We start from the raw sequence: 21092 nt of genomic DNA, 5'->3' as shown, positions 1-21092 counted from the left end.
AAATTTATATATATTTATTATTTTTATAATAATATTTACATTATATAGAATGCTTCATATAATGAGATAGAAATATATTATGTTGAGGATAAGTATGGAGAAATTATTATCAATATTATTATCAGCAGTAATGATGGTAACGTATTCAACTGGTTATACACAAAGCGGGAAAAAAGGCTAGTAAAGATGAATACCATATAGCATATGAAATTATTTATAAAAGCAAACCTAAGAAGCCAAGAATTTTAATAACAGGATGTCCTATAGGAGGAGTAAGAGATAAAATAGTAGCAAGAGTAGAAGAAATGGGAGCAGATGTTGTGGGACTTGAAAGTTGTTCTGGGCCAAGAGAAAAAAAAGACTTAGTGGATGAGACGAAAGATCCACTTTGGGCTTTAGCAGAGAAGTATTTAAGAGTCAGCTGTTCTGTAATGAGTCCCAATAATGAAAGATTTAAACCACTAGATGATTTTATTTATAACTATGATGTTGATGGTGTAATAGAAGTAGTCCTTCATGCTTGTCATACTTTTGCTATAGAGGCTGATATGATAAAGGATTGTGTTATGAATGAAAAAAATTTACCTTATATATGCATAACTACTGATTACTCTGAAACGGATAGTGGGCAAATTGATACAAGGCTGGAAGCTTTTATTGAAATGATAGGATAAATAAAATAATAGTTACAATCTAATTAATTTATTTGTAATTTATATTTATTTTAAAAAATTCTGCTATTATATATGTAAGCAATAGTAATAAAAAATAGGGGGCTACGTTATGGATACAATTGAAATTGTAAGAACTGTAGTGGGAGTATTTTTTGTTTTATTTGGACTAGGTGTATATGCATATGATAAAACACATAATATGAAATATAGAGAGTTTAGATATAATCCAATAAGTTGGTTAGGTTGTATGCTTGCTGGTATTATAGCAGGTGCAATTACAGTTAAAATTGCTACTGTATATGTAATAGCATCAGCAGTATTATGGTTAGTCGTAAGAGAAGAATTGTCACAATTAGATAAAAAAAATAATAAAATTAAAAAAAGTGTGTAACAAAAAAAGTCTATGTTTTAATAATATATTAGAGCATAGACTTTTTTAATCTTTAATATGCATAATCTGTAAATTTAATTACCTAAGTTGAGTAAAAAAATAGAAAATATTATATAATTATAGATAGATAAAAATTAAATCTTTAGAAAAAGGTGATTAGATGAAATATTTATTCCAAGAAATTGACTTAAGTGAGAAAAAAGAAAAAATAGTTAATATATATGAAAATATAATCAAAGAAAATAATTATAGATCAAAAGAGATACTTTTTTTAGTACCTAATGGAATTACTAAATTAAGTTACATGAGAGCAATAAATCTTCCTTTTAGTGAAGAATTAAAAATTACCACATACAGTCATTTCGTTCAAAGTGAGATAATAAAATATTGGTCAATAATAGATAATAATTGTGACAAAATAAAATCAAATAAAACAAGCCCTTCTTTTATTTCTCAAAGCTTAAGTGAGTATATGATTATGAAATATATACATAAGACAAGAGAAGAAGAAAATTATTTTCAAGATATAGTGGGTACAAATAGAAGTATATGTAGAAATATATTAGATAATCTAAGTAAAAGTTGTTTTAATAATATAGATATTAAAAATATAGGAGAAAAAATATATAATTCTAAGAAAAATAGAAATGATTTAAATAGATATTCTTATAGCCAGATGCAGGAAGTTATAGATTTTTATATGGAGACTTTATTATCAAATGGTATAATTGATAACTCTATAGCTGTATATTTATACAATAATTATTTATTAAATACTGAAGATTACACAAAAAGATTGAAAAGAGAATATAGATACTTAATTGTTGATAGTTTGGAAAATGCCAGTGTTAGTGAATGTAATTTAATTGGTCAACTTTTAAATGAGGTACAGGGTGGATATATTTTTTATGACAAAAGCAAAGACTACTCTTCCTTTAAAAATGTAGATATAGCCTATATAGAAGACAACATACTAAAAGAGTATTTTCCAACAGAATTCTATGATTTAGAAACAATAAGTATGAGATCATTGTATAAAGAAAATCAAAGTATAAAACTAGAAGATTCATATCATCTATATGATGAAATGATAGAAGGTGTGACAGAAAAAATTTTACAAATAATGAAGGAAGGCAAAAATCTAAGAGATGTGGTCATAATTTCACCTGTAAATAACTCTATTTTAGATTATAAAATATGTAATAAATTGAAATCTAAGAATATAAAAGTAGCCAACACCAAACTAGATAATAAAATTATTGATCATCCTTATGCCAATGCTTTAGTTGTGGCCACTTGTATTTTCTACAATTTACAATATTTAATAAAGGAAGAAGAATACATAAATTTTATAGAAGTCTTATTTGATATAAATAAGATAAAAGCTATAAGAATGTTTAATAAAAGACATGAAAATGATGAGTATAAAAGCTTAATTGAATATATTAAAAATAAAGAAAAAAATAATTTGAGGATAAGTGAGTTTTTATTACAATTTTATATAGAAAAAATGCTTCACCTTAAGGATGGCAAGAAAAATGTGGACTTTTGTAAAGATATTATAAAACAAGGAGATATCTTTAGTGAAATATTAGAAGAATTAAATATAGAAGAAAAAGAAAAATATGAAGTATTTGTAAAGTGCCTAAAAGATAATATAAATGATTACTATGTATCTGCAGATATTGAAGATATGAAAAATAGCGATAAAGTAATTATTACAACGTCTTACACGTATATAAGTTCAAACATAAATAGAAAAATACAATTATGGGTAGATGTGGGAAGTAATGCTTGGAATATGAAAATAGAAAAAGATATTGCAAATCCTTTAGTTCTTAGGAAATCTTTTCAAGAAAAAGAGATTTACAGTGATGAAATGGAAGATAGAAACAAAAAGTACTATCTATATAATTTAATTTACAACTTATTATTGAATAGTGAGAAAATATATGCTTTTAAAAGTGAGTATAGTGTAAATGGATTTATGCAGGAAAGTATGCTATACGGTCTTTTATTAAGGCTTTTGGATAAAGGAGAAAAAACTAATGAGTAGTATAAATTACAGAGAGGACCAGCTCCCTATAATTCAGTATGAAGGTGGGAAAATGGCAGTTCCTGCAGTGCCAGGGGCTGGTAAAACTTTTATAGTTACAAATTTAGTAGCAAAACTCTTGGAAGAAAATAGACAAGGAAAAGGAAAAATACTTATCTTAACTTATATGAATAGTGCGGTGAACAACTTTAAAGTTAGGATAAAGAAAATTCTTGAAGATAAAAATATAGATGACAAAAACTCTTATGAAGTAATGACAATACATTCTTTGGCTGTAAAAATTATAAAAGAAAAGCCGGAAATAGTTATGTTAAATGAAGACTTTAATATAGCTGATGATTTACAAAAAACTATGATTCTTGGTGATTGTATTAATAATTTTAAGTTAAATGGGGGAGAAAAAGCATTTAGATTTTTTGTAAAAGAGCAAAAAGATCTTATATGGGCAGATAGACAGTTAGAGGCCTGGGATAAGGGGTTCTATGATTTAGTTCAAAATACCATAAGTGAACTTAAATACAAAGATATAACTCCACAAAAATTAAATAAATACATGAAAGAAAATCGCAGAGGTATTTTAAAAATAATTCTTCCCATATATACTGAGTATGAAAAAAAATTAAAAGCAAATGGATTATTGGATTATGATGATATGTTGATTCTAGCACATAAAGCCTTGAGTATTGATGAAGATTTAAAAAGAAAATATCAAAATAAATATCAATATGTATTTGAAGATGAGTGTCAGGATTCAAATGAAATTCAAGGAAAGATAATAGGACTTATTTGTGAAGAACATAATAATCTTGTAAGAGTTGGAGATATAAATCAAAGTATAACAGGAACTTTTTCTTCATCAGATCCCAAGTTTTTTAAAAATTTTATAGAAAACAGTGACCGTTGTTATAGAATGGATATGTCCAATAGAAGCTCAAAAGATATAATAAATCTGGCCAATGAATTAGTAAGATATGTAACTCAAAATTTACAGCCAGAGTGCAAGGATGCTTTGGAAGACATGGATATTAAAACAGTTCCTACAAATAGAGGATACAAAGAAAATCCTCAGCCTGATAAATATCAAATTAGCTACAAATATTATGAAACTTTTGATAAAGAAATAGAGAATACTGTAAAATTTGTGAGAAATATTAATAAAAAATATCCAGATAAAAGTATAGGAATATTAGTACCATACAATGATCATGTCAATTTAGTTGCAAAAGAACTTATAAAAGAAGATTTGGAATTTGAAGAGCTAGGACCTAATTCTCTTAGAAAAAGAAGGGTCATAGATAATATTGGGTTAATAATAGATTTTATACTCAATTGTGACGAGAAAGAAAAATTAATAGAAGTATTAGATAAAGTTTATATAAGGACCGATAATAAAGAAGGAAAAAAAGATTTTATACAATTACTTAGGGAAGGGAATTTAACTGTGGAAAATCTATTATATGATGATGAATGCTCAAAAGATATAATACTAGACACAGATAGCGATTTATACCAAAGTTTTTTATATGGAATACAAAATTTGAAAAATATTATAGAATATCCTTTAACTAGAATAGACAAGCTGATTCTTTTCATTGGAGACAGTATGACAATCGAAAAAGAAGAAATAGCAATAGTAGATTATTTAGCCTTTTATGTTAAGTATTTAGTAGCAGAAGACAACAATATAAATCTACAACAAATAGATAACTTGCTAATAGACAGGAAAAACAGAGTTTTTAGTTATATAATAGAAGTTGTGAGTGAAATCAATGGATACGAACCTTTGCCTGGAAGTATAACTGTGTGTAATTATCACAAATCAAAGGGGTTAGAGTGGGATTGTGTATTTTTATTGGGAATGACAGAGTTTAATTTCCCAGACAATATTTATCAAAAATTTCAATGCGACAAATGGTATCTAAAAGAAAAATACAAAAACCCAGAAGCAAATATAAAAGCAGAAATAGACTTTATTTTAAAGGGTGAGGTAAATAAAAATTACTCAAGGGAAATTAAAGAAAATCTGATAAAAGAAAAAATAAGACTTTTATATGTGGGAATCACAAGAGCAAAAGAGATGCTAATTTTGTCTGCCAGTGCAAAAAATTCTGCTATAGATAAGAAAAAACAAAATCCATCTATGTATTTGAACATACTAAAAAGTATTATAGATAGGAAAGGAGAATGATTAGATGAATGAGAAATTAAAATATTTTATATATAGTCAAAACTCTCTAAATACTTATAAATCATGTCCTTTTAAGTTTAAATATAAATATATAGATAATATAAATTGGAAACATGATGATTTGGGTAGTAGAGAATATTATGACAGCTTAAAATATGGACGAGATTTTCACTTATTGTGTGAAAGGTATTTTTCCAATATTCCTATAGGAAAATGTGAAGATAAAAATTTTAATAAATGGATAAATAAAATAAAAGATTTGTTGCCAATTAAAGAAGACAATATATATTTGCCAGAATATGAAATGAATCTGAATTTAAATGGACGAAAAATTGTGGCAAAAATTGACTTAATTATAATAGATAAGGATAAAATAAGTCTTTGGGATTGGAAAACTGAAAACCAGGAAATTACATATAAAAATGCATTAAATAGAATGCAAAGTGTGGTGTATATGTTTTTAGCTGAAGAAATAATAAGGAAAAAATTTTATTCAAATTATAAAATTGAAGATATAATTATGAATTATTATCAGCCGGCATTAGAAAATAAACCAGTGACTATAAATTATAATGAAAAACTTCATGAAGAAAACAAAATGAAGATTTTAAATATTATTGATAATATAGAAAATGAAGATTTTAATAATGAAAACAATATAAATAAAAATATAAACCACTGTAAGTACTGTGAGTTTAATAAGCTTTGTAACAGTGAAGCTGTAAATTATGAAATTTTGGAGGAAGACATTTATGGGTCTTAGATTTGTATTAGGTAGAGGTGGAATAGGAAAAACAACCTTTATGCTAAATGAAATAAAAAAAAGAGTACAAGATAACGAAACTAGTCCTGTAATTCTTTTAGTTCCAGAGCAATACTCATTTGAAATGGAAAAAAATATGTCTAAAATTTTCCAAGGAAAAGAAAAGGACAAATATTTGAGAAGTAGGGTGCTGAGTTTTAAAACCATGAGTAGTATAGTATTTTCGAAGGTGGGGGGACTTACTGATGTAAATATTAACTCTAGTGGAAAGGCTATGATTATATATAAATCTATAGACAAAATTAGTAACGAGCTTAAAGTATATGGAAAATCTTCTACACAATCTGGTTTTGTAGGATCTATAACAGATATGATATCTGAATTAAAGCAATACAATGTATCGCCGGATGTGCTTGAAAATATAGCTGGAGAAATAGAAAATGAAACTTTAAGATATAAGTTGATGGATATTGCTAAGATTTATGGAGAATTTGAAAAAAATCTACATGAAAATTACGTGGACTCTCAAGATTTGTTAACATCTCTATCAGATAAATTACAACAATGTGATTATTTTAAAAATGCTTACATTTATATAGATGAATTTACTGGTTTTACACCAAATCAGTACAGTATTTTAAAAGAACTGTTAAAACAAGCTAAAGAAGTTTATATTTCCCTAACTATAGACTCTTTAACTCAATTTACATATTCAAAAAATGATGCTTTTTCTAGAACGAAATATACTTATGAAAAGCTATATAAAATTGCAGCAGAAGAAGGGGTTAAAATTCATACTAACATAAACTTAAATTGTGAAAATGTAAAAAGGTTTAATGGAAATGAAGAATTACAACATTTAGAAGCTTTTTATCATGCATACCCTTACAGAAAATATGAAAAGGAAACTGAGCATATAAAAATTAAGGAATTTAATAATTTATATGATGAAGTGGAGCAAGTGGCAAAGGATATAGTTCATTTAGTTAGAGTGAAAAAAGCTAGATATAAAGATATAACTGTGGCAACAAGGGATTTAAATAGATATGATTTTTTAGTACGTTCAATTTTTAAGGAATATGAAATTCCAAACTTTATAGATTCAAAAAGAGAGGCAAAAAGTAATCCTATTATAGTCTTAATTCTTTCTGCTTTGGAAATGAGAAACAGAAGATACTCTTATGAGACAATGTTTAGATATTTGAAAAGTGGACTTATAGGTGTAAGTGATGAAGATATAAGTTTGCTTGAAAACTATGTGCTTCAAAACGGAATTACAGGGAAGAAGTGGTTCGAAGAAAAATGGGAGTACAAAGTTAATCAAAATTATTTGGCAGAAGAAAGTGAATTTGATTTGGAGCAAAAAGAAAGAATTAATGAAACTAGAAATCAAATATTAGAACCAATTATAAAGCTGCAAAATAAGCTGAATAAGAAAAATAAAACTGTAAGAGAAATTTGTACTTATGTTTATGAGTTTTTATTGGATATTAATATAGAAGAAACTTTACAAAAATTAATTAATAACTTCAATGAAAAAGGGGATTTGGAAATTGCTAAAGAATACTCACAAGTTTGGCAAATAGTAGTAGATATACTTGATCAAATGGTAGAGTTAATGGGTGATGAAAAAATATCTTTAGATAAATTTATGAAGGTAATAAGTTTAGGATTTGACGAGTATGAGTTAGGACTTGTGCCTCCAAGTATGGATCAAGTTTTAGTAAGTTCTGTAGATAGAATGAAAAACTCCAACACAAAACACCTTTATTTAATAGGAACTACCGATGGTATATTTCCACTAATTTCAAAGGAAAGTGGCCTTTTAAGTGATAAAGACAGAAACTCATTAGGTGAAAAAGGAATAGAAGTTGATATAGATAGTAAGACAAAAACTTATGAAGAACAGTTTTTAGTTTATAAAGCATTAACTTATACAAGTGAAAACTTAACAATAAGTTATCCCATATCAGATCATGAAGGAAAGACCTTAAGACCTTCTATAATTGTATCTAGACTAAAAAAGATATTTCCTAATATTAATATAAAAAGTTATGTACTAAAAGATTTGGATAATTCTACTGATACAGCTTTAGATAATATAACAGTAAAAGCACCTACTTTTAACGAGTTAATTAATGCTATTAAAGAATTTGAAATTAGAGGGGATATTAACGAAGTTTATTTAGATTTATATAGATATTTCTTAGGTGATGAAGAATATAAGAATAAGTTGGAGAAAGTAGTAAGGGGATTAAGCTATACTAACCAAGTGGAAAAAGTAGAAAGAGAAAAAATCAAACAATTATATGAAAATAAAAACTTAAGTATTTCCAAGTTAGAAAGATATGCTCAGTGTCCATTCTCATATTTTATTCAATATGGGTTAAAAGCACAGGAAAGAAAAGAGTATGCTTTTACAGCACCAGACTTAGGTTCTTTTATACATAATATACTTGATATTTTCTCTAAATCTTTAAACAAAGATAAGCTAAATTGGCATGAAATAGATGAAGACTATATTAGAAGTAGAGTATCTCTTATTGTAGATGAAATGGTAAGCAAAATACCTGGATTTATCTTAAATTCTTCTGAAAGATACAAGTATTTGGCATATAGATTGAAAAAAATGCTAGTTTCAGCAATTAGTATTATTTCCATGCAAATAAAACAAGGAAACTTTGAACCTGTTGACTACGAAGTTAGTTTTAGAAAAAATGGAAAATACCCACCTATAAAACTAGTATTAAATGATGGTCAAGAAGTAACCTTAGTTGGTCAAATAGACAGAATAGATGAATTGGAAAAAGATGATAGCAAGTATATACGTATTATAGACTATAAATCAGGAGATAAATCCATCAACTTAACAGAAGTTTATTATGGATTACAGTTACAATTGCTAGTTTATTTAGATGCAATTATAGATAGCGATAGACATAAAAAATCAAACTTAAAACCAGCAGCTATTCTTTATAACAGAATAGATAACCCTATTGTAAGAAGTAACGAAGATCAAAAAGATGCTGTAATAAACGAAGAAATATTAAAAAAGCTTAGAATGAATGGACTTGTGTTAAAAGATGTAGACATTATCGGAGAAATGGATATGTCCCTAAAAGAAGGAGAGAGAAAAACATCTTTAATTATACCAGCTAACTTAGATAAAAATGGTAATATAGGTAGATACACCAAAGGTGTTACAGAACCAGAATTTGATATATTAAGAGAATATGTAAAATATGAAGTAAAAGACCTTTGTGAAAGAATGGTTGGAGGAGATATAAGCATAGTTCCATGTAAAAATAAAAATGGAACATCTTGTGATTTTTGTACTTATTCATCCATATGCCAATTTGATCCTTCAATAAAAGGAAATATGTATACAATTCTTAATGATAAAAGTGATGAAGAAGTTATAAAACTAATGGAGAAGGAGGTTAAGAAATAGTGAGCTCACCAAAATGGACTAATGAACAACAAGCAGTAATAGATAGTAGAGATTGCAATCTACTAGTAGCAGCTGCTGCTGGATCGGGAAAAACAGCAGTATTAGTTGAAAGAATAATACAAATAATAACAAACAAAGAAAAACCTGTAGACATAGATAGCTTACTAGTAGTTACCTTCACCAATGCAGCAGCAGCAGAAATGAGAGAAAGAATTGGCGATGCAATAGGTAAGGCCTTGGAGAAGAATCCAGAAGATAGTCATTTACAAAATCAGCTAGTTCTTTTAAATAAAGCTAGTATAACTACAATACATTCCTTCTGTTTGGAGGTTATTAAATCAAACTTCCATAAAATTGATCTAGATCCTAACTTTAGAATCGGTGATGAAACAGAATGTAGCATTTTAAAGCTAGAAACAATAGAAGAAATTTTTGAAGAGTTCTATGAAGAAAAGGAAGATGATTTTTATAAATTAGTGGAGAGCTACAGTGAAAAAAGAGGAGATACTAATTTACAACAAATGGTACTTAGCATTTATTCTTTTGTAATGTCTTCACCTTATCCAATGAAATGGTTAGAAGACAGTGTAAATGACTTTAATATAGAAGATGATTTTGATTTTTCCACATCAAAATGGGCAAAAATTATTTTAGATACTATAAAAATTCAAATTAATGGTATAGTTAAAAATTTTGATAAAGCACTAAAAATGGTGGAAGGTATTGAAGAATTAGAAACTTTTGCCGATAAATTAAAAATAGAGTATAAAATGATAAAAAGATTACTGGATAGTTGTGACGAAAATTGGGAAGAGACATATAGAGCAGCTATTTCTTTGGAATTTGAAAACTATGCAAAAGGTGTAAAAAGAATTCCTAAGGGAGCAGAGGAGTATATAAAAGATGCTAAAGATAAAGCTAAAAAAATTAGAGATGACGCAAAAAAATCTTTAGAATCTATACAAAGTTCCACGTTTAACAAAAACACTTCCGCTTTAAATAAGGAAGTAGAAATGTTATACCCTATAGTAAATTCTTTAAGTAAAATTCTTAAAAGATTTATTGAGCTCTATAGTGAAAGAAAAAGAGAAAAAGGTATAATCGACTTTAATGATATTGAACATTTTGCTCTAGATATATTAATAAAAAAAGATGAAAAGGGAGATTTTTTAGAAGATGAAAATGGTAAAGCTGTAGGAAGTGATATAGCTTTAGAGTACAGAGAAAAGTTTTACGAAATATTCATAGATGAATACCAAGATTCAAACTTTGTGCAAGAAGTTTTACTTTCAACTATAGCAAAAACTAAAACTCCAAATAGGTTTATGGTTGGAGATGTTAAGCAAAGTATTTATAGATTTAGACAAGCTAAGCCAGAAATTTTCTTAGATAAGTATGCTACTTATGGCACGCAAAAAGGTGAAAAAAATAGAAAAATAATGCTTTATAAAAACTTTAGAAGTAGAAAAGAAGTTATAGACAGTTGTAACTATGTATTTGAAAATATAATGAGTAAAAATATAGGTGAGATTGAATATACACAAGATGAGGCATTAAACTTAGGAGCTTCTTTTAAAGAAAATTTAGAAGAAAAAGTAATTGTGGGAGGAGCTACAGAAATTCATCTAATGGAAAAAGCTCAAAAAACTACGGAAGATAATCAAAATGAAGAAGAACAACCAGAAGAAGAGTTAGACAATATACAATTAGAAGCTCGTATGGTTGGGAAAATAATCAAAAATTTAATGTTACCAGATGAAGAAGGAAATATACATAAAGTATATGATAAAAAATTAGATGATTATAGAGTAGTAGATTTTAAAGACATAGTGATTTTACTTAGGGCCACATCTGCATGGGCTCCTGTATTTGCTGATGAATTAATAAATATGGGAATACCTACTTATGCAGATACGGGCATGGGGTATTTTGATACTATAGAAATTAAAACAATAATGGCATTTTTAAGAATAATAGATAATCCAATGCAAGATATTCCTTTATTATCTGTTTTAAAATCACCAATACTTCCTTGTACTTCATTTACACCAGAAGATTTTATAGATATTAGATTGGAAAACAACAATACAAATCTTTATGAATGTATAAGACTAATTAGTGAAAGTGAAGACAATGGAAAGAAGGAAATAAGAGAAAAATGTAGAAGTTTCTTAAGAGAATTAAAAGAATATAAAGAAAAATCTTTGTATATGAGTACAGATGAGTTTTTATGGCATTTATACATGAAAAGTGGATATTTTGCTTATGTGGGAGCACTTCCAAGTGGAAGCCAAAGACAAGCTAACTTAAAGATTTTATTTGAAAGAGCAAAGCAGTTTGAAGAAACAAGCTTTAAGGGAATATTCAATTTTATAAACTTTATAGATAAAATAAAAAAATCCAACTCAGATATGGGAAGTGCTAAAACTCTTGGAGAAAATGCCAATGTTGTAAGAATAATGTCTATACATAAAAGTAAAGGGCTAGAGTTTCCAATAGTGTTTTGCTGCGCTATGAGTAAAAATTTCAACACAATGGATTTTAAAAGGGATATGTTATATCACTATGAGTTAGGCTTTGGACCACAGCTTGTAGATATAGATAGACGTATTTCTTATCCAAGTATTGCAAAAGAAGCTTTAAAATATAAGATGAACTTGGAAAATCTTTCAGAAGAAATGAGAATTTTATACGTTGCTTTAACAAGAGCAAAAGAAAAACTTATATTAACTGGAGCTGTAAAAGATATTCCAGGAACACTACATAAGTGGGGTAAAAACTTAGATGGTAATAATCCAGTTTCTCAGTATGATGTGATAAAAGCTAGAAATTATCTAGATTGGATTATGCCTTCGGTATTAAAACATAAAGACTTTGAGGAAATAAGAAAAGCCTACGATATAGAAACTTTATCCCAATCTAATCATGACTCTAGGTGGTCTTTAGACACTTGGGAAAAAGAAGACGTAGTAGTTGAAGAAAAAGAAGAAGAAACTAATATAGAAACTTTACTAAAAGAAATGCAAGAAAAAAGTACAGAGGCTGATTATAAGGAAGAAATAAGTGAAAAGTTAAATTATTTATATCCTTACAAAGAAAGTGTAAAAGTTTCTGCAAGTATATCTGTATCAGAAATTAAAAAAATGCAAAGTATTCATGAAGAAGATTACTCAGAGCATTTATATGAAGAAAAAACAACTTTAAAAAGACCATTATTTATTCAAGAAAGTGAAGCAAAGAATAAAATAAGCCCTCAGGAAAGGGGTACAATAGTCCATCTAGTTATGGAAGTTCTTGATTTAAATAAAATAAATACAATAGATGAAATAAAAGCTCAAATTAAAGATTTAATAAAAAGAGAAATAATAAGTGAAAAACAATCATTAGTTATTAATCCTTTTAAAATATATAAATTCTTCAAATCTAATATAGGAAAAAGAGCATTATCATCCCATTTAATAAAAAGAGAACAAAGTATTTATTCTCAGATAAAAATGAACGATATTTATCTAAATAATGAAGATATTCAAAATAATAGGGCAACCTATGAAGAGGAGAGTCTAATGCTTAGAGGTATCATCGACTTATATTTTGAAGAAGATGAAGAAATAGTAATAGTAGACTACAAAACAGACTATATAGATGAAGATAATAAACAAGAAGTAATAAATAGATATGAAAAGCAGTTAGACTTGTATGCAGAGGCTTTAAATAAGCTTACAGGTAAAAATATTAAAGAAAAGTATTTATATCTATTTAATATAGATGAAGAAGTTAAATTATAAAAAATAAAAGGAGGAGCCATGAAATTTATTCATACATCAGATTGGCATATAGGTAAAAATCTGGAAGGCCATTCAAGATTAGAGGAACAAGAAAAGTTTTGCAATGATTTTATAAAAATTGTTGAAGAAAACAACATAGATATGGTTATTATTGCTGGAGATGTGTATGATACTTCAAATCCTCCAGCTGGGGCAGAAACCTTATTTTATAAAACAGTTAGTAGATTAGCTGATGATGGAAATAGATGTGTGTTAATTATAGCAGGTAATCATGATAATCCAGAAAGATTATCTGCTGTTTCACCTCTTGCAAAAGAGCAGGGAATTATAATTTTAGGATATCCATTAAGCAGTACAACTGAACAAAAATATAAAGGTTATGAAATAGTGAAAGCCAGTGAAGGATGTTTAAAATTAAGCATTAAGGAAGAGAAAGTAACTATAATCACATTACCTTATCCAAGTGAGAAAAGATTAAATGATGCAATTAAAGATGTTGAGAATGAAGAAGAGCTACAAAGAACATACTCTAATAAAATAGGTGATATATTCAGAAATTTAGAAGAAAACTTTGAAGAAGATAGCATAAACATAGCTGTATCTCATTTATTTGTATGTGGAGGCGACCCATCTGACTCAGAAAGACAAATACAACTGGGAGGAAGTCTTGTAGTTGATAAGCGTGATTTACCACAAAAAGCTCAATATACAGCCTTAGGACATTTACATAAGCCACAAAAAGCATCTGAAAGATTAAATGTATATTATTCAGGATCACCGCTACAATATAGCGTAAAAGAGAGAATTTATGTTAAAGGAGCAAATATAGTAGAAATACATGCAAATGAAGAGCCTTCAATAGAAACTATATACTTTAATAACTATAAACCTATTGAGGTTTTCAAATGTGATGGCATAGAAGAAGCCTTAAAAGTATGTGAAGAAAATAAAGACAGAGATATATGGTCTTACTTTGAAATAAAAACAGATGAAGTTATAAGTCAAGAAAATATAAAGAAAATGAAATCTTATTTAAGTGATATTATTGAGATAAAGCCAATTATTACCTCTGAATATGAGGCGGAAGAAATCGACTTAAAGGAAAAATCCATGGCTCAATTATTTAGTGATTTTTACAAATTCAAAGAAAAATGTGAGCCAAGGGGAGAGCTTATGGACTTATTTTTGAACATAGTAAGCGAAGAGGGTGAAGACGATGAGACCAATTAAATTAGAGCTAACGGGGTTAAATAGTTATACTGATAAGCAAACCATAGATTTTCAAAAGTTAACATCAAGAGGATTATTTGGTATTTTTGGTAATACGGGAAGTGGTAAATCTACTATATTAGATGCCATAACTATAGCTTTGTATGGAGATATTTCTAGAGATACTACTGATTATATAAATTCTAGCTGTGACAAAGCAATTGTAAATTATGAATTTGAAATAGGAAGTAAAAACAATAGAAAAAGATATTTTGTTGAAAGGACTATAAAAAATACACCAGCAGGAGGTACTAAAACTTCCAGGGTACTTTTAGGAGAAATAAAAGATAACGGAGACATAAATGTACTTGCTGACAAGGTTGGAGAAGTAAAAATTAAAATTCAAGATATTATAGGATTAACTTCTGACGACTTTACAAGATCTGTAGTTTTACCTCAGGGTAAGTTTAGTGAGTTTTTAAAACTACAAGATAGAGATAGAAGGAAAATGCTTGAGAGAATATTTAATCTTGAAAAATACGGTGAAAAACTTTCAACTAAGGTTAAGCTAAGAAGAAATAGGGCAAAAGAAGATTTAACCAGTTTAAATGGTAAACTTAGCCAACATGAAGGAATTACAGAAGAATTATACGAGGAAATTAGAGAAGAACTTTTACAAGCTAAAAATCTAGAAAAAACTAAAAATGAAGATTTATCAAAAGCTGAAAAAGAATTTGAAGAAAATAAAATAATATTCGAAGATCAAAAATCTTTACAAAAACATATAGATAGAAAATCACAAATAGACTTAAAAGAAAAAGAAATAAATATAAAAAGAGAAGCAATTGAAAGAAGTGAAAGAGGAGAAGCTATTATTCCTCATATAAATGACATAAAAATATTGGAAAAAGATATATACGAAAACTCTAACGAAGTGGAAAAATTAGAAGGAATTATAACTAATATTAAAAAAGAAATAGATTTATTATCCATTCGATATGAAGAGGCAAAAAAAGCTAAAAATGAAAAGATACCTTTATTAATTGAAGAAAAAAGTAAACTTCAAAGAGGAATAGATTTAGAAGAAAAAATAGCAGTTTTAAATAATTCTATTAAAGAACTAAAAAAAGAAATTGATATAGATAATAAGGAAAAAGAAGATTTAGAAAAACTAATAATTGATTTACAAAATCAAGTTGATAGTAAATATAAAAAAATTCAAGATAATAATAAAAATGTTGAATCTTTAAGTATAAGTACAGATTTAAAAGAAAATATATTTGAAGCTTATAATAAAGAAGAAGAGTTAAAAAAATTAAGTGTGGAAAAAGAAGAAAATAATAAATTATTAAAAGAGGTAAGTAAAAGAATTGAAGATTTAAAGTTTAAAAATATTGATGTGGAAAAGAATAAATCATCAGTAAATGAAAAATTAAAAAGACTTTTAGATCATCAGGAAACTTTAAATAGAAGTTGTCCTGGAGACAACAAAATAGTATCAAGTGAAAAAGAATACCTACATAATTTGAAATCAAGATTGGAAAATACAAAGGATTATGAAAAACAAATTAATTCTATTAAAGATGATTTAAATAAAAATGAAAAAAGTAAATTTGAAAATCAGAGATATCTAAATGAATGTAGTGAAAAATTACAAAGAATAAATAAAACTATAGAAGATTTAAAAGAGGAACAAAAAAGCCTAATATATAAAAATATGGCGGCTTATTTAAGAGAAGAATTAAAAGAAAACGAGCCTTGTCCTGTTTGTGGCTCAACTCATCATGAAAAAATTTATGTTAGTGCTAATTTAGAAGAAGCTAAACTAATTGAAGAGAAAATTAAAAAATTAGAAGATGAGTATAATAAAGAAAAACGAAATCATGATGAACTATCGTTAAAGAATACGGAAATTAATTCATTTGAAAGTATAAAAAGAAAGACTTTAAGTGAGTTATCAGTCAAATTAGGAGATTACAATTCTTCTTCATTGGAAAAAGAAATAGATATAAAGCAAAAGGAACTAAAAATACTAGAAGAAAAAGTACTATCATGGGAAGAAGATAAAAACAAGACAATTGAAGAAACATACAAAATAAAAGATTTAAAATATGATGTGGAAAAAGAAGAAGTTAAAATAAAGGAAAATTTGAATTTAGACAGAAAACTAAGTGTTGAATTAAAAGAAAAAATAGATAATTTAAATAAAAAGTACGATAATCTTAACTTAGAATACTTAGGATTAAAATCTAAAGTTAAATTTAATGACTTAGGTTCTAAAGTAAAAGAAATTGGAGAAAATGAAAAGAAAATTGAAACGTTAAATAAGGAAATGTCAGTTTTAAATAAAGAAAAAGAAACTTTAGATAAGGAACTTAAAGAAAAAGATACCTTATTTAATGAAATTGACAAGAAACTTTCTAACTTGATTCAACTTAAAGATACTAAATCTAAAGAATTAAAAAATAAGGAAGAAGAATTAAACAAAATAGCTAAGGGTGTTTCACCAGCAAAACTACTACAATCTACTATAGAAAATATTGACAAAGTAACAAATAATGAAAAGGAACTACATGAAGAGTTAACTAATAAGAAGCATGATTTTGATGAAAATACAAAGTTAAAAAGTAGTAAAGATGGTGTTTTATCTCAAGCTAAAAAACAATTAGAAAGTAAAAATCAAACATTAACAAATTTATTAGTAGAAAATAAATTTGACTGCGTTAATTCTGTGGAAAAATCTATTTTACCAAAAGAAGAAAAAGAGAAATACAAAGGTGAAATAGAATATTTTGATGAAGAGACTAAATACTTAATAGTGAAAATATTTGATTTAAATAAAAAGTTAAATGGAAGAAGTATAAAACCTGAAGACTTTGAAAATCTTCATATATCAATTAATTCATTAAAAAATGAGATAGCTAATTTAAGAAAAAATATTGGTTCAAAGGAAAATGAGCTTAAAAATATTGAAAAATCTTTATTATCAATAAAAGAAATAACAAAAGAAGTTAAAAAAGTTGAACATGAATTATCATTATTAGATGAAATAAATAAATTGATAATGGGAAATAAGTTTGTAGAATATGTTGCCACTAATCAACTTAAATATATTGCATTAGAAGCATCAAAAAGATTAGGTTCTATAACTAGAGGTAGGTATGCACTAGAAATAGACGAAAATCTAAATTTCATAATGAGAGATAATATGAATGGTGGGCAAAGAAGAAGCGTTGATTCATTATCAGGAGGAGAGACATTCTTAACATCATTATCTTTAGCACTTGCATTATCATCTCAAATACAATTAAAAGGAAGTAGTCCTTTAGAATTCTTCTTCCTAGATGAAGGTTTTGGATCCTTAGATGTAGAATTGCTAGATGTAGTTATGGAGTCTTTAGAAAATCTTCATAATGATCAACTAAGCATAGGTATAATTTCACATGTGGAAGAACTAAAAAATAGAGTACCAGTAAAACTTTTGGTTAGTCCATGTGATGTGGGCAAAGGATCTAGAGTGGAAATAGAATATAGTTAGATTAAAACCGGCCTTAAAAGGTCGGTTTTTTACATGTTAGGAAATTATGATTGATTTTAAAACTGTGAAAACTCCTAAATTAAGGGTTGTCAATGGATTTAATAATGAATAAAAAAAGGAGGCACCTACTGGGGGAATAGTAGATGCCTTAAAAATATATACTTATTAGGGGGAGAGATATATAATTTCCGCTCTCATATATAATTCTTTCCGTTATTTAGAATTTTATACATTTTTTTACGAAGCTCAGAAATAAATATCAACAAAGGAGTAACAACAAAATATTATTGTTGTAAGAAAGACTCTGTATTAGCCTTTCTTAATTTTAATATATGTAAATATTCATAAAATGACACAAAATGATAAAAAAAACTTTTTTTTTCAAGATAATTTTTTTCAGTGTTTTTGTTATTGATTTATTTATGATAAGTTTAAATTAATAAGGGACATAATGGATATAATATTTACAATGACCATTTAATAAAATTAATTAATTTAAAATGAGGTTAACTTATGCTATAATACTTAATAATATAAAATATATATACGTAGGAGAGTGGTAAAGGTTGGATAGTTCGACCGGTAGTTTGGTTCAAATAGTTTTATTAGTAATTTTATTAATAGCGTCAGGATTTTTCTCTGCATCTGAGACAGCATTAATGTCACTTAGCAGAATAAAAATAAGACATATGGAGGAAGATGGAATTAGAGGAGCAAAATTAGTAGGTTCTTTAATTGAGAATTCCAATAGATTGCTTACATCCATTTTAATAGGAAATAACATAGTTAATATAGCAGCAACATCTATATCTACTTCATTATTTATAACTATATGGGGATCACAAGGTGTAGCAGCAGCCACAGCTTTGATGACTGTATTAGTATTAGTTTTTGGAGAAATAACACCAAAAACTATATCAGCTAGTACTCCTGAAAAAGTAGCATTAATGGTGGCTAAGCCAATTAAATTTTTTATGATAATATTAAAGCCAGTAGTGGCGATATTTAATGTTATTACAAAAATAATATTTAAACTTCTTGGTGTAGATGATCATGGTGTAAGACCATTTATTACAGAAGAAGAGTTAAAAACCATGGTAAATGTAAGTCATGAAGAAGGTTTATTAGAAATGGAAGAAAGAGAAATAATCAATAATGTTTTTGAATTTGGTGATATGCAAGCAAAAGAAGCTATGGTTCAAAGACTAGATATTGTAGCTATTGATGAAGAAGATAGTTATGAAGAAATAATTGAATTATTTAAAACAGAAAAGTTAAGCAGAATGCCTGTATATGAAGAGACAATTGACGATATTATAGGCATATTAAATATAAAAGATGTAATATTCTTAAATGATGAAGAAATAGAAAATTTTGATATAAAACAATATATTAGAGATCCTTTCTTTACTTATGAATTTAAGAAAATTACTCAACTTCTTGAAGAAATGAAAAAGGACAAAAGCCAAATGGCCATTGTAGTAGATGAATATGGTGGTACAGCAGGTTTAATAACAATAGAAGATTTAGTAGAAGTTATAGTCGGTGACATAGAAGATGAATTTGATGAGGATGAAGATGAAATAGAAGTAATTAGTTCTAATGAGTTCCTTGTTGAAGGAAGTACTAAAATTAGCGACGTAAATGAAGTTTTAAATATTAATTTAGAATCTGAAGAATTTGACTCTATAGGAGGATATATTATAGGATATATCAAACACATACCAGAAGAAAATGAAGTTATAGAAGTAGATAGGGTTAAATTTAATATAGAGTCAGTAGACAAAAACAGAATAAAGAAAATCAGAATAATGTTATAGCAAATAAAGCACTGTTTTAAACAGTGTTTTATTTGTATTTTTAAATAAGGTGGATTTTATATATAAAGATTATATTGAGAATACAATCCAAGATATAGAAGGGAATGATGAGTGTGTCTGTATTGAATAAATCCTTTTTACATAAGTTAAAAAATAATGTAATATTTTTTGTTATATATTTAATACTGTTTTTATTAGTTGTAAAAACTTTTGGGTATATAGCTCCGTTCTTTATAGCAGGTTTGTTAGCGGTTATTATAAATCCTATATCTGAAAAACTAAAAAGAAGGTTTAAAGTGAATAAAGGAATATCAACTTTATTTTTAAGTTTATTAGGTGTTGGTTTAGTTATATTTTTAGCTTCATTTTTACTAGTAAAAGGAAGTCAACATTTAGTTTCTTTTTTGAATAACATAGACAGTAATAGTTATTCATATTTGGGAACAATGATAAACGATTGGGTAAGCAACCTAGATAAATATGTTAACTATTTTCAGGGAATATCTAACAGTAGTATAGATATTCAAAGCTTAGTAGCAAATTACGGGAAGAACCTTGCTGATATAGCTAAGACAATGTTAGCTAAAATAATAGATTTGGCAACATCTTTGCCAACAGTAGTGCTTATAATAATAACATTATTTATGTCTACATATTTTATAGCTAAGGATTTTGATAAAATAGAGAATGCTTTTTTAAGTATTTTTACAGATGACACAAAAATAAAAGTTCGTAGAGTAAAAAATGAAATAATGTATTCAATAAAAGGTTACATAAAAGCGTATACAATTCTAATGAGTATTACATTTTTAGTTATATGGATAAGTTTCTCAGTATTTAAGGTTCCTTATGGATTACCTTTAGCTATAATAGGAGCATTACTAGACTTAATACCTTTCTTAGGTATAATTGTAATATTTGTTCCAGTTATAATTTATTACTTTGTTATAGAAAATTACGTTGTATCCATAGGAATAGCAATAGTATTTATAGGATTATCAATACTTAGACAAATATTAGAGCCAAAGTTAGTATCAGCAAATGTGGGAATAAGTCCATTGCTTACAATAATAGCTATATTTGTAGGTATACAGGTAGGAGGAATACTAGGCATAATATTCTTTTTAGGATTATTAGTTATGCATGACATATTAGAAAAAGTAGATATATTATAAAAGAAGGCTAACTTTAAAGTTAGCCTTTTTATTACTTATAAT

Annotated in this window: 11 protein-coding genes; all 11 read left to right on the top strand. The window is 26.9% G+C overall.

What is annotated here, in order from left to right; all coding sequences use genetic code 11:
• Nucleotides 1-143 precede the first annotated feature (143 nt).
• The 11 genes from K0040_RS06565 (at nt 144) to ytvI (ending at nt 21050) form a co-directional block, all read left to right on the top strand.
• Nucleotides 144-674 (top strand): 2-hydroxyacyl-CoA dehydratase, encoded by a 531-nt coding sequence (locus K0040_RS06565; protein ID WP_316720071.1) that lies wholly within the window; start codon nt 144-146, stop codon nt 672-674.
• A 109-nt stretch (nt 675-783) separates the two neighbouring features.
• Complete coding sequence (locus K0040_RS06560; protein WP_228108127.1) at nt 784-1065, top strand: hypothetical protein; 282 nt, start codon at nt 784-786, stop codon at nt 1063-1065.
• A gap of 160 nt (nt 1066-1225) precedes the next feature.
• Complete coding sequence (locus tag K0040_RS06555) at nt 1226-3121, top strand: hypothetical protein (RefSeq protein ID WP_228108126.1); 1896 nt, start codon at nt 1226-1228, stop codon at nt 3119-3121.
• On the top strand, nt 3114-5309 hold the full coding sequence (locus tag K0040_RS06550) for an ATP-dependent helicase (protein WP_228108125.1): 2196 nt from the start codon (nt 3114-3116) through the stop codon (nt 5307-5309). Before K0040_RS06555 ends, K0040_RS06550 begins: the two co-directional genes overlap by 8 nt.
• A gap of 4 nt (nt 5310-5313) precedes the next feature.
• Entirely contained in the window at nt 5314-6072 is a 759-nt protein-coding gene (locus tag K0040_RS06545; RefSeq protein ID WP_228108124.1) for a PD-(D/E)XK nuclease family protein, read from the top strand.
• Nucleotides 6062-9523 carry a helicase-exonuclease AddAB subunit AddB gene (gene addB / locus K0040_RS06540; RefSeq protein ID WP_228108123.1) on the top strand — a complete coding sequence of 1154 codons (3462 nt, stop codon included), beginning with the start codon at nt 6062-6064 and terminating at the stop codon, nt 9521-9523. Before K0040_RS06545 ends, addB begins: the two co-directional genes overlap by 11 nt.
• A complete protein-coding gene (gene addA, locus K0040_RS06535; protein WP_228108122.1) occupies nt 9523-13308 on the top strand; it encodes a helicase-exonuclease AddAB subunit AddA in 3786 nt (1261 codons plus the stop codon). The genes addB and addA overlap by 1 nt, the downstream gene beginning before the upstream one ends.
• Nucleotides 13309-13326: 18 nt before the next feature.
• Complete coding sequence (locus tag K0040_RS06530; RefSeq protein ID WP_228108121.1) at nt 13327-14538, top strand: exonuclease SbcCD subunit D; 1212 nt, start codon at nt 13327-13329, stop codon at nt 14536-14538.
• Nucleotides 14525-18055, top strand: coding sequence for an SbcC/MukB-like Walker B domain-containing protein (locus K0040_RS06525; protein WP_228108120.1), 3531 nt, complete (start codon nt 14525-14527; stop codon nt 18053-18055). The genes K0040_RS06530 and K0040_RS06525 overlap by 14 nt, the downstream gene beginning before the upstream one ends.
• Nucleotides 18056-18621: 566 nt before the next feature.
• A complete protein-coding gene (locus K0040_RS06520) occupies nt 18622-19875 on the top strand; it encodes an HlyC/CorC family transporter (RefSeq protein ID WP_228108119.1) in 1254 nt (417 codons plus the stop codon).
• 107 nt (nt 19876-19982) lie between these two features.
• The gene (ytvI, locus tag K0040_RS06515) at nt 19983-21050 is read left to right on the top strand and encodes a sporulation integral membrane protein YtvI (RefSeq protein WP_228108118.1); all 1068 of its coding nucleotides are present in this window, start codon (nt 19983-19985) and stop codon (nt 21048-21050) included.
• The last annotated feature ends 42 nt before the right edge of the window (nt 21051-21092 follow it).

Origin of the sequence: Terrisporobacter petrolearius, assembly GCF_020748185.1 — a bacterium.
GTDB lineage: Bacteria > Bacillota > Clostridia > Peptostreptococcales > Peptostreptococcaceae > Terrisporobacter > Terrisporobacter petrolearius.
Note: the sequence above shows the minus strand (reverse complement) of the source record. Positions and strands in the feature narration are given on the sequence as shown.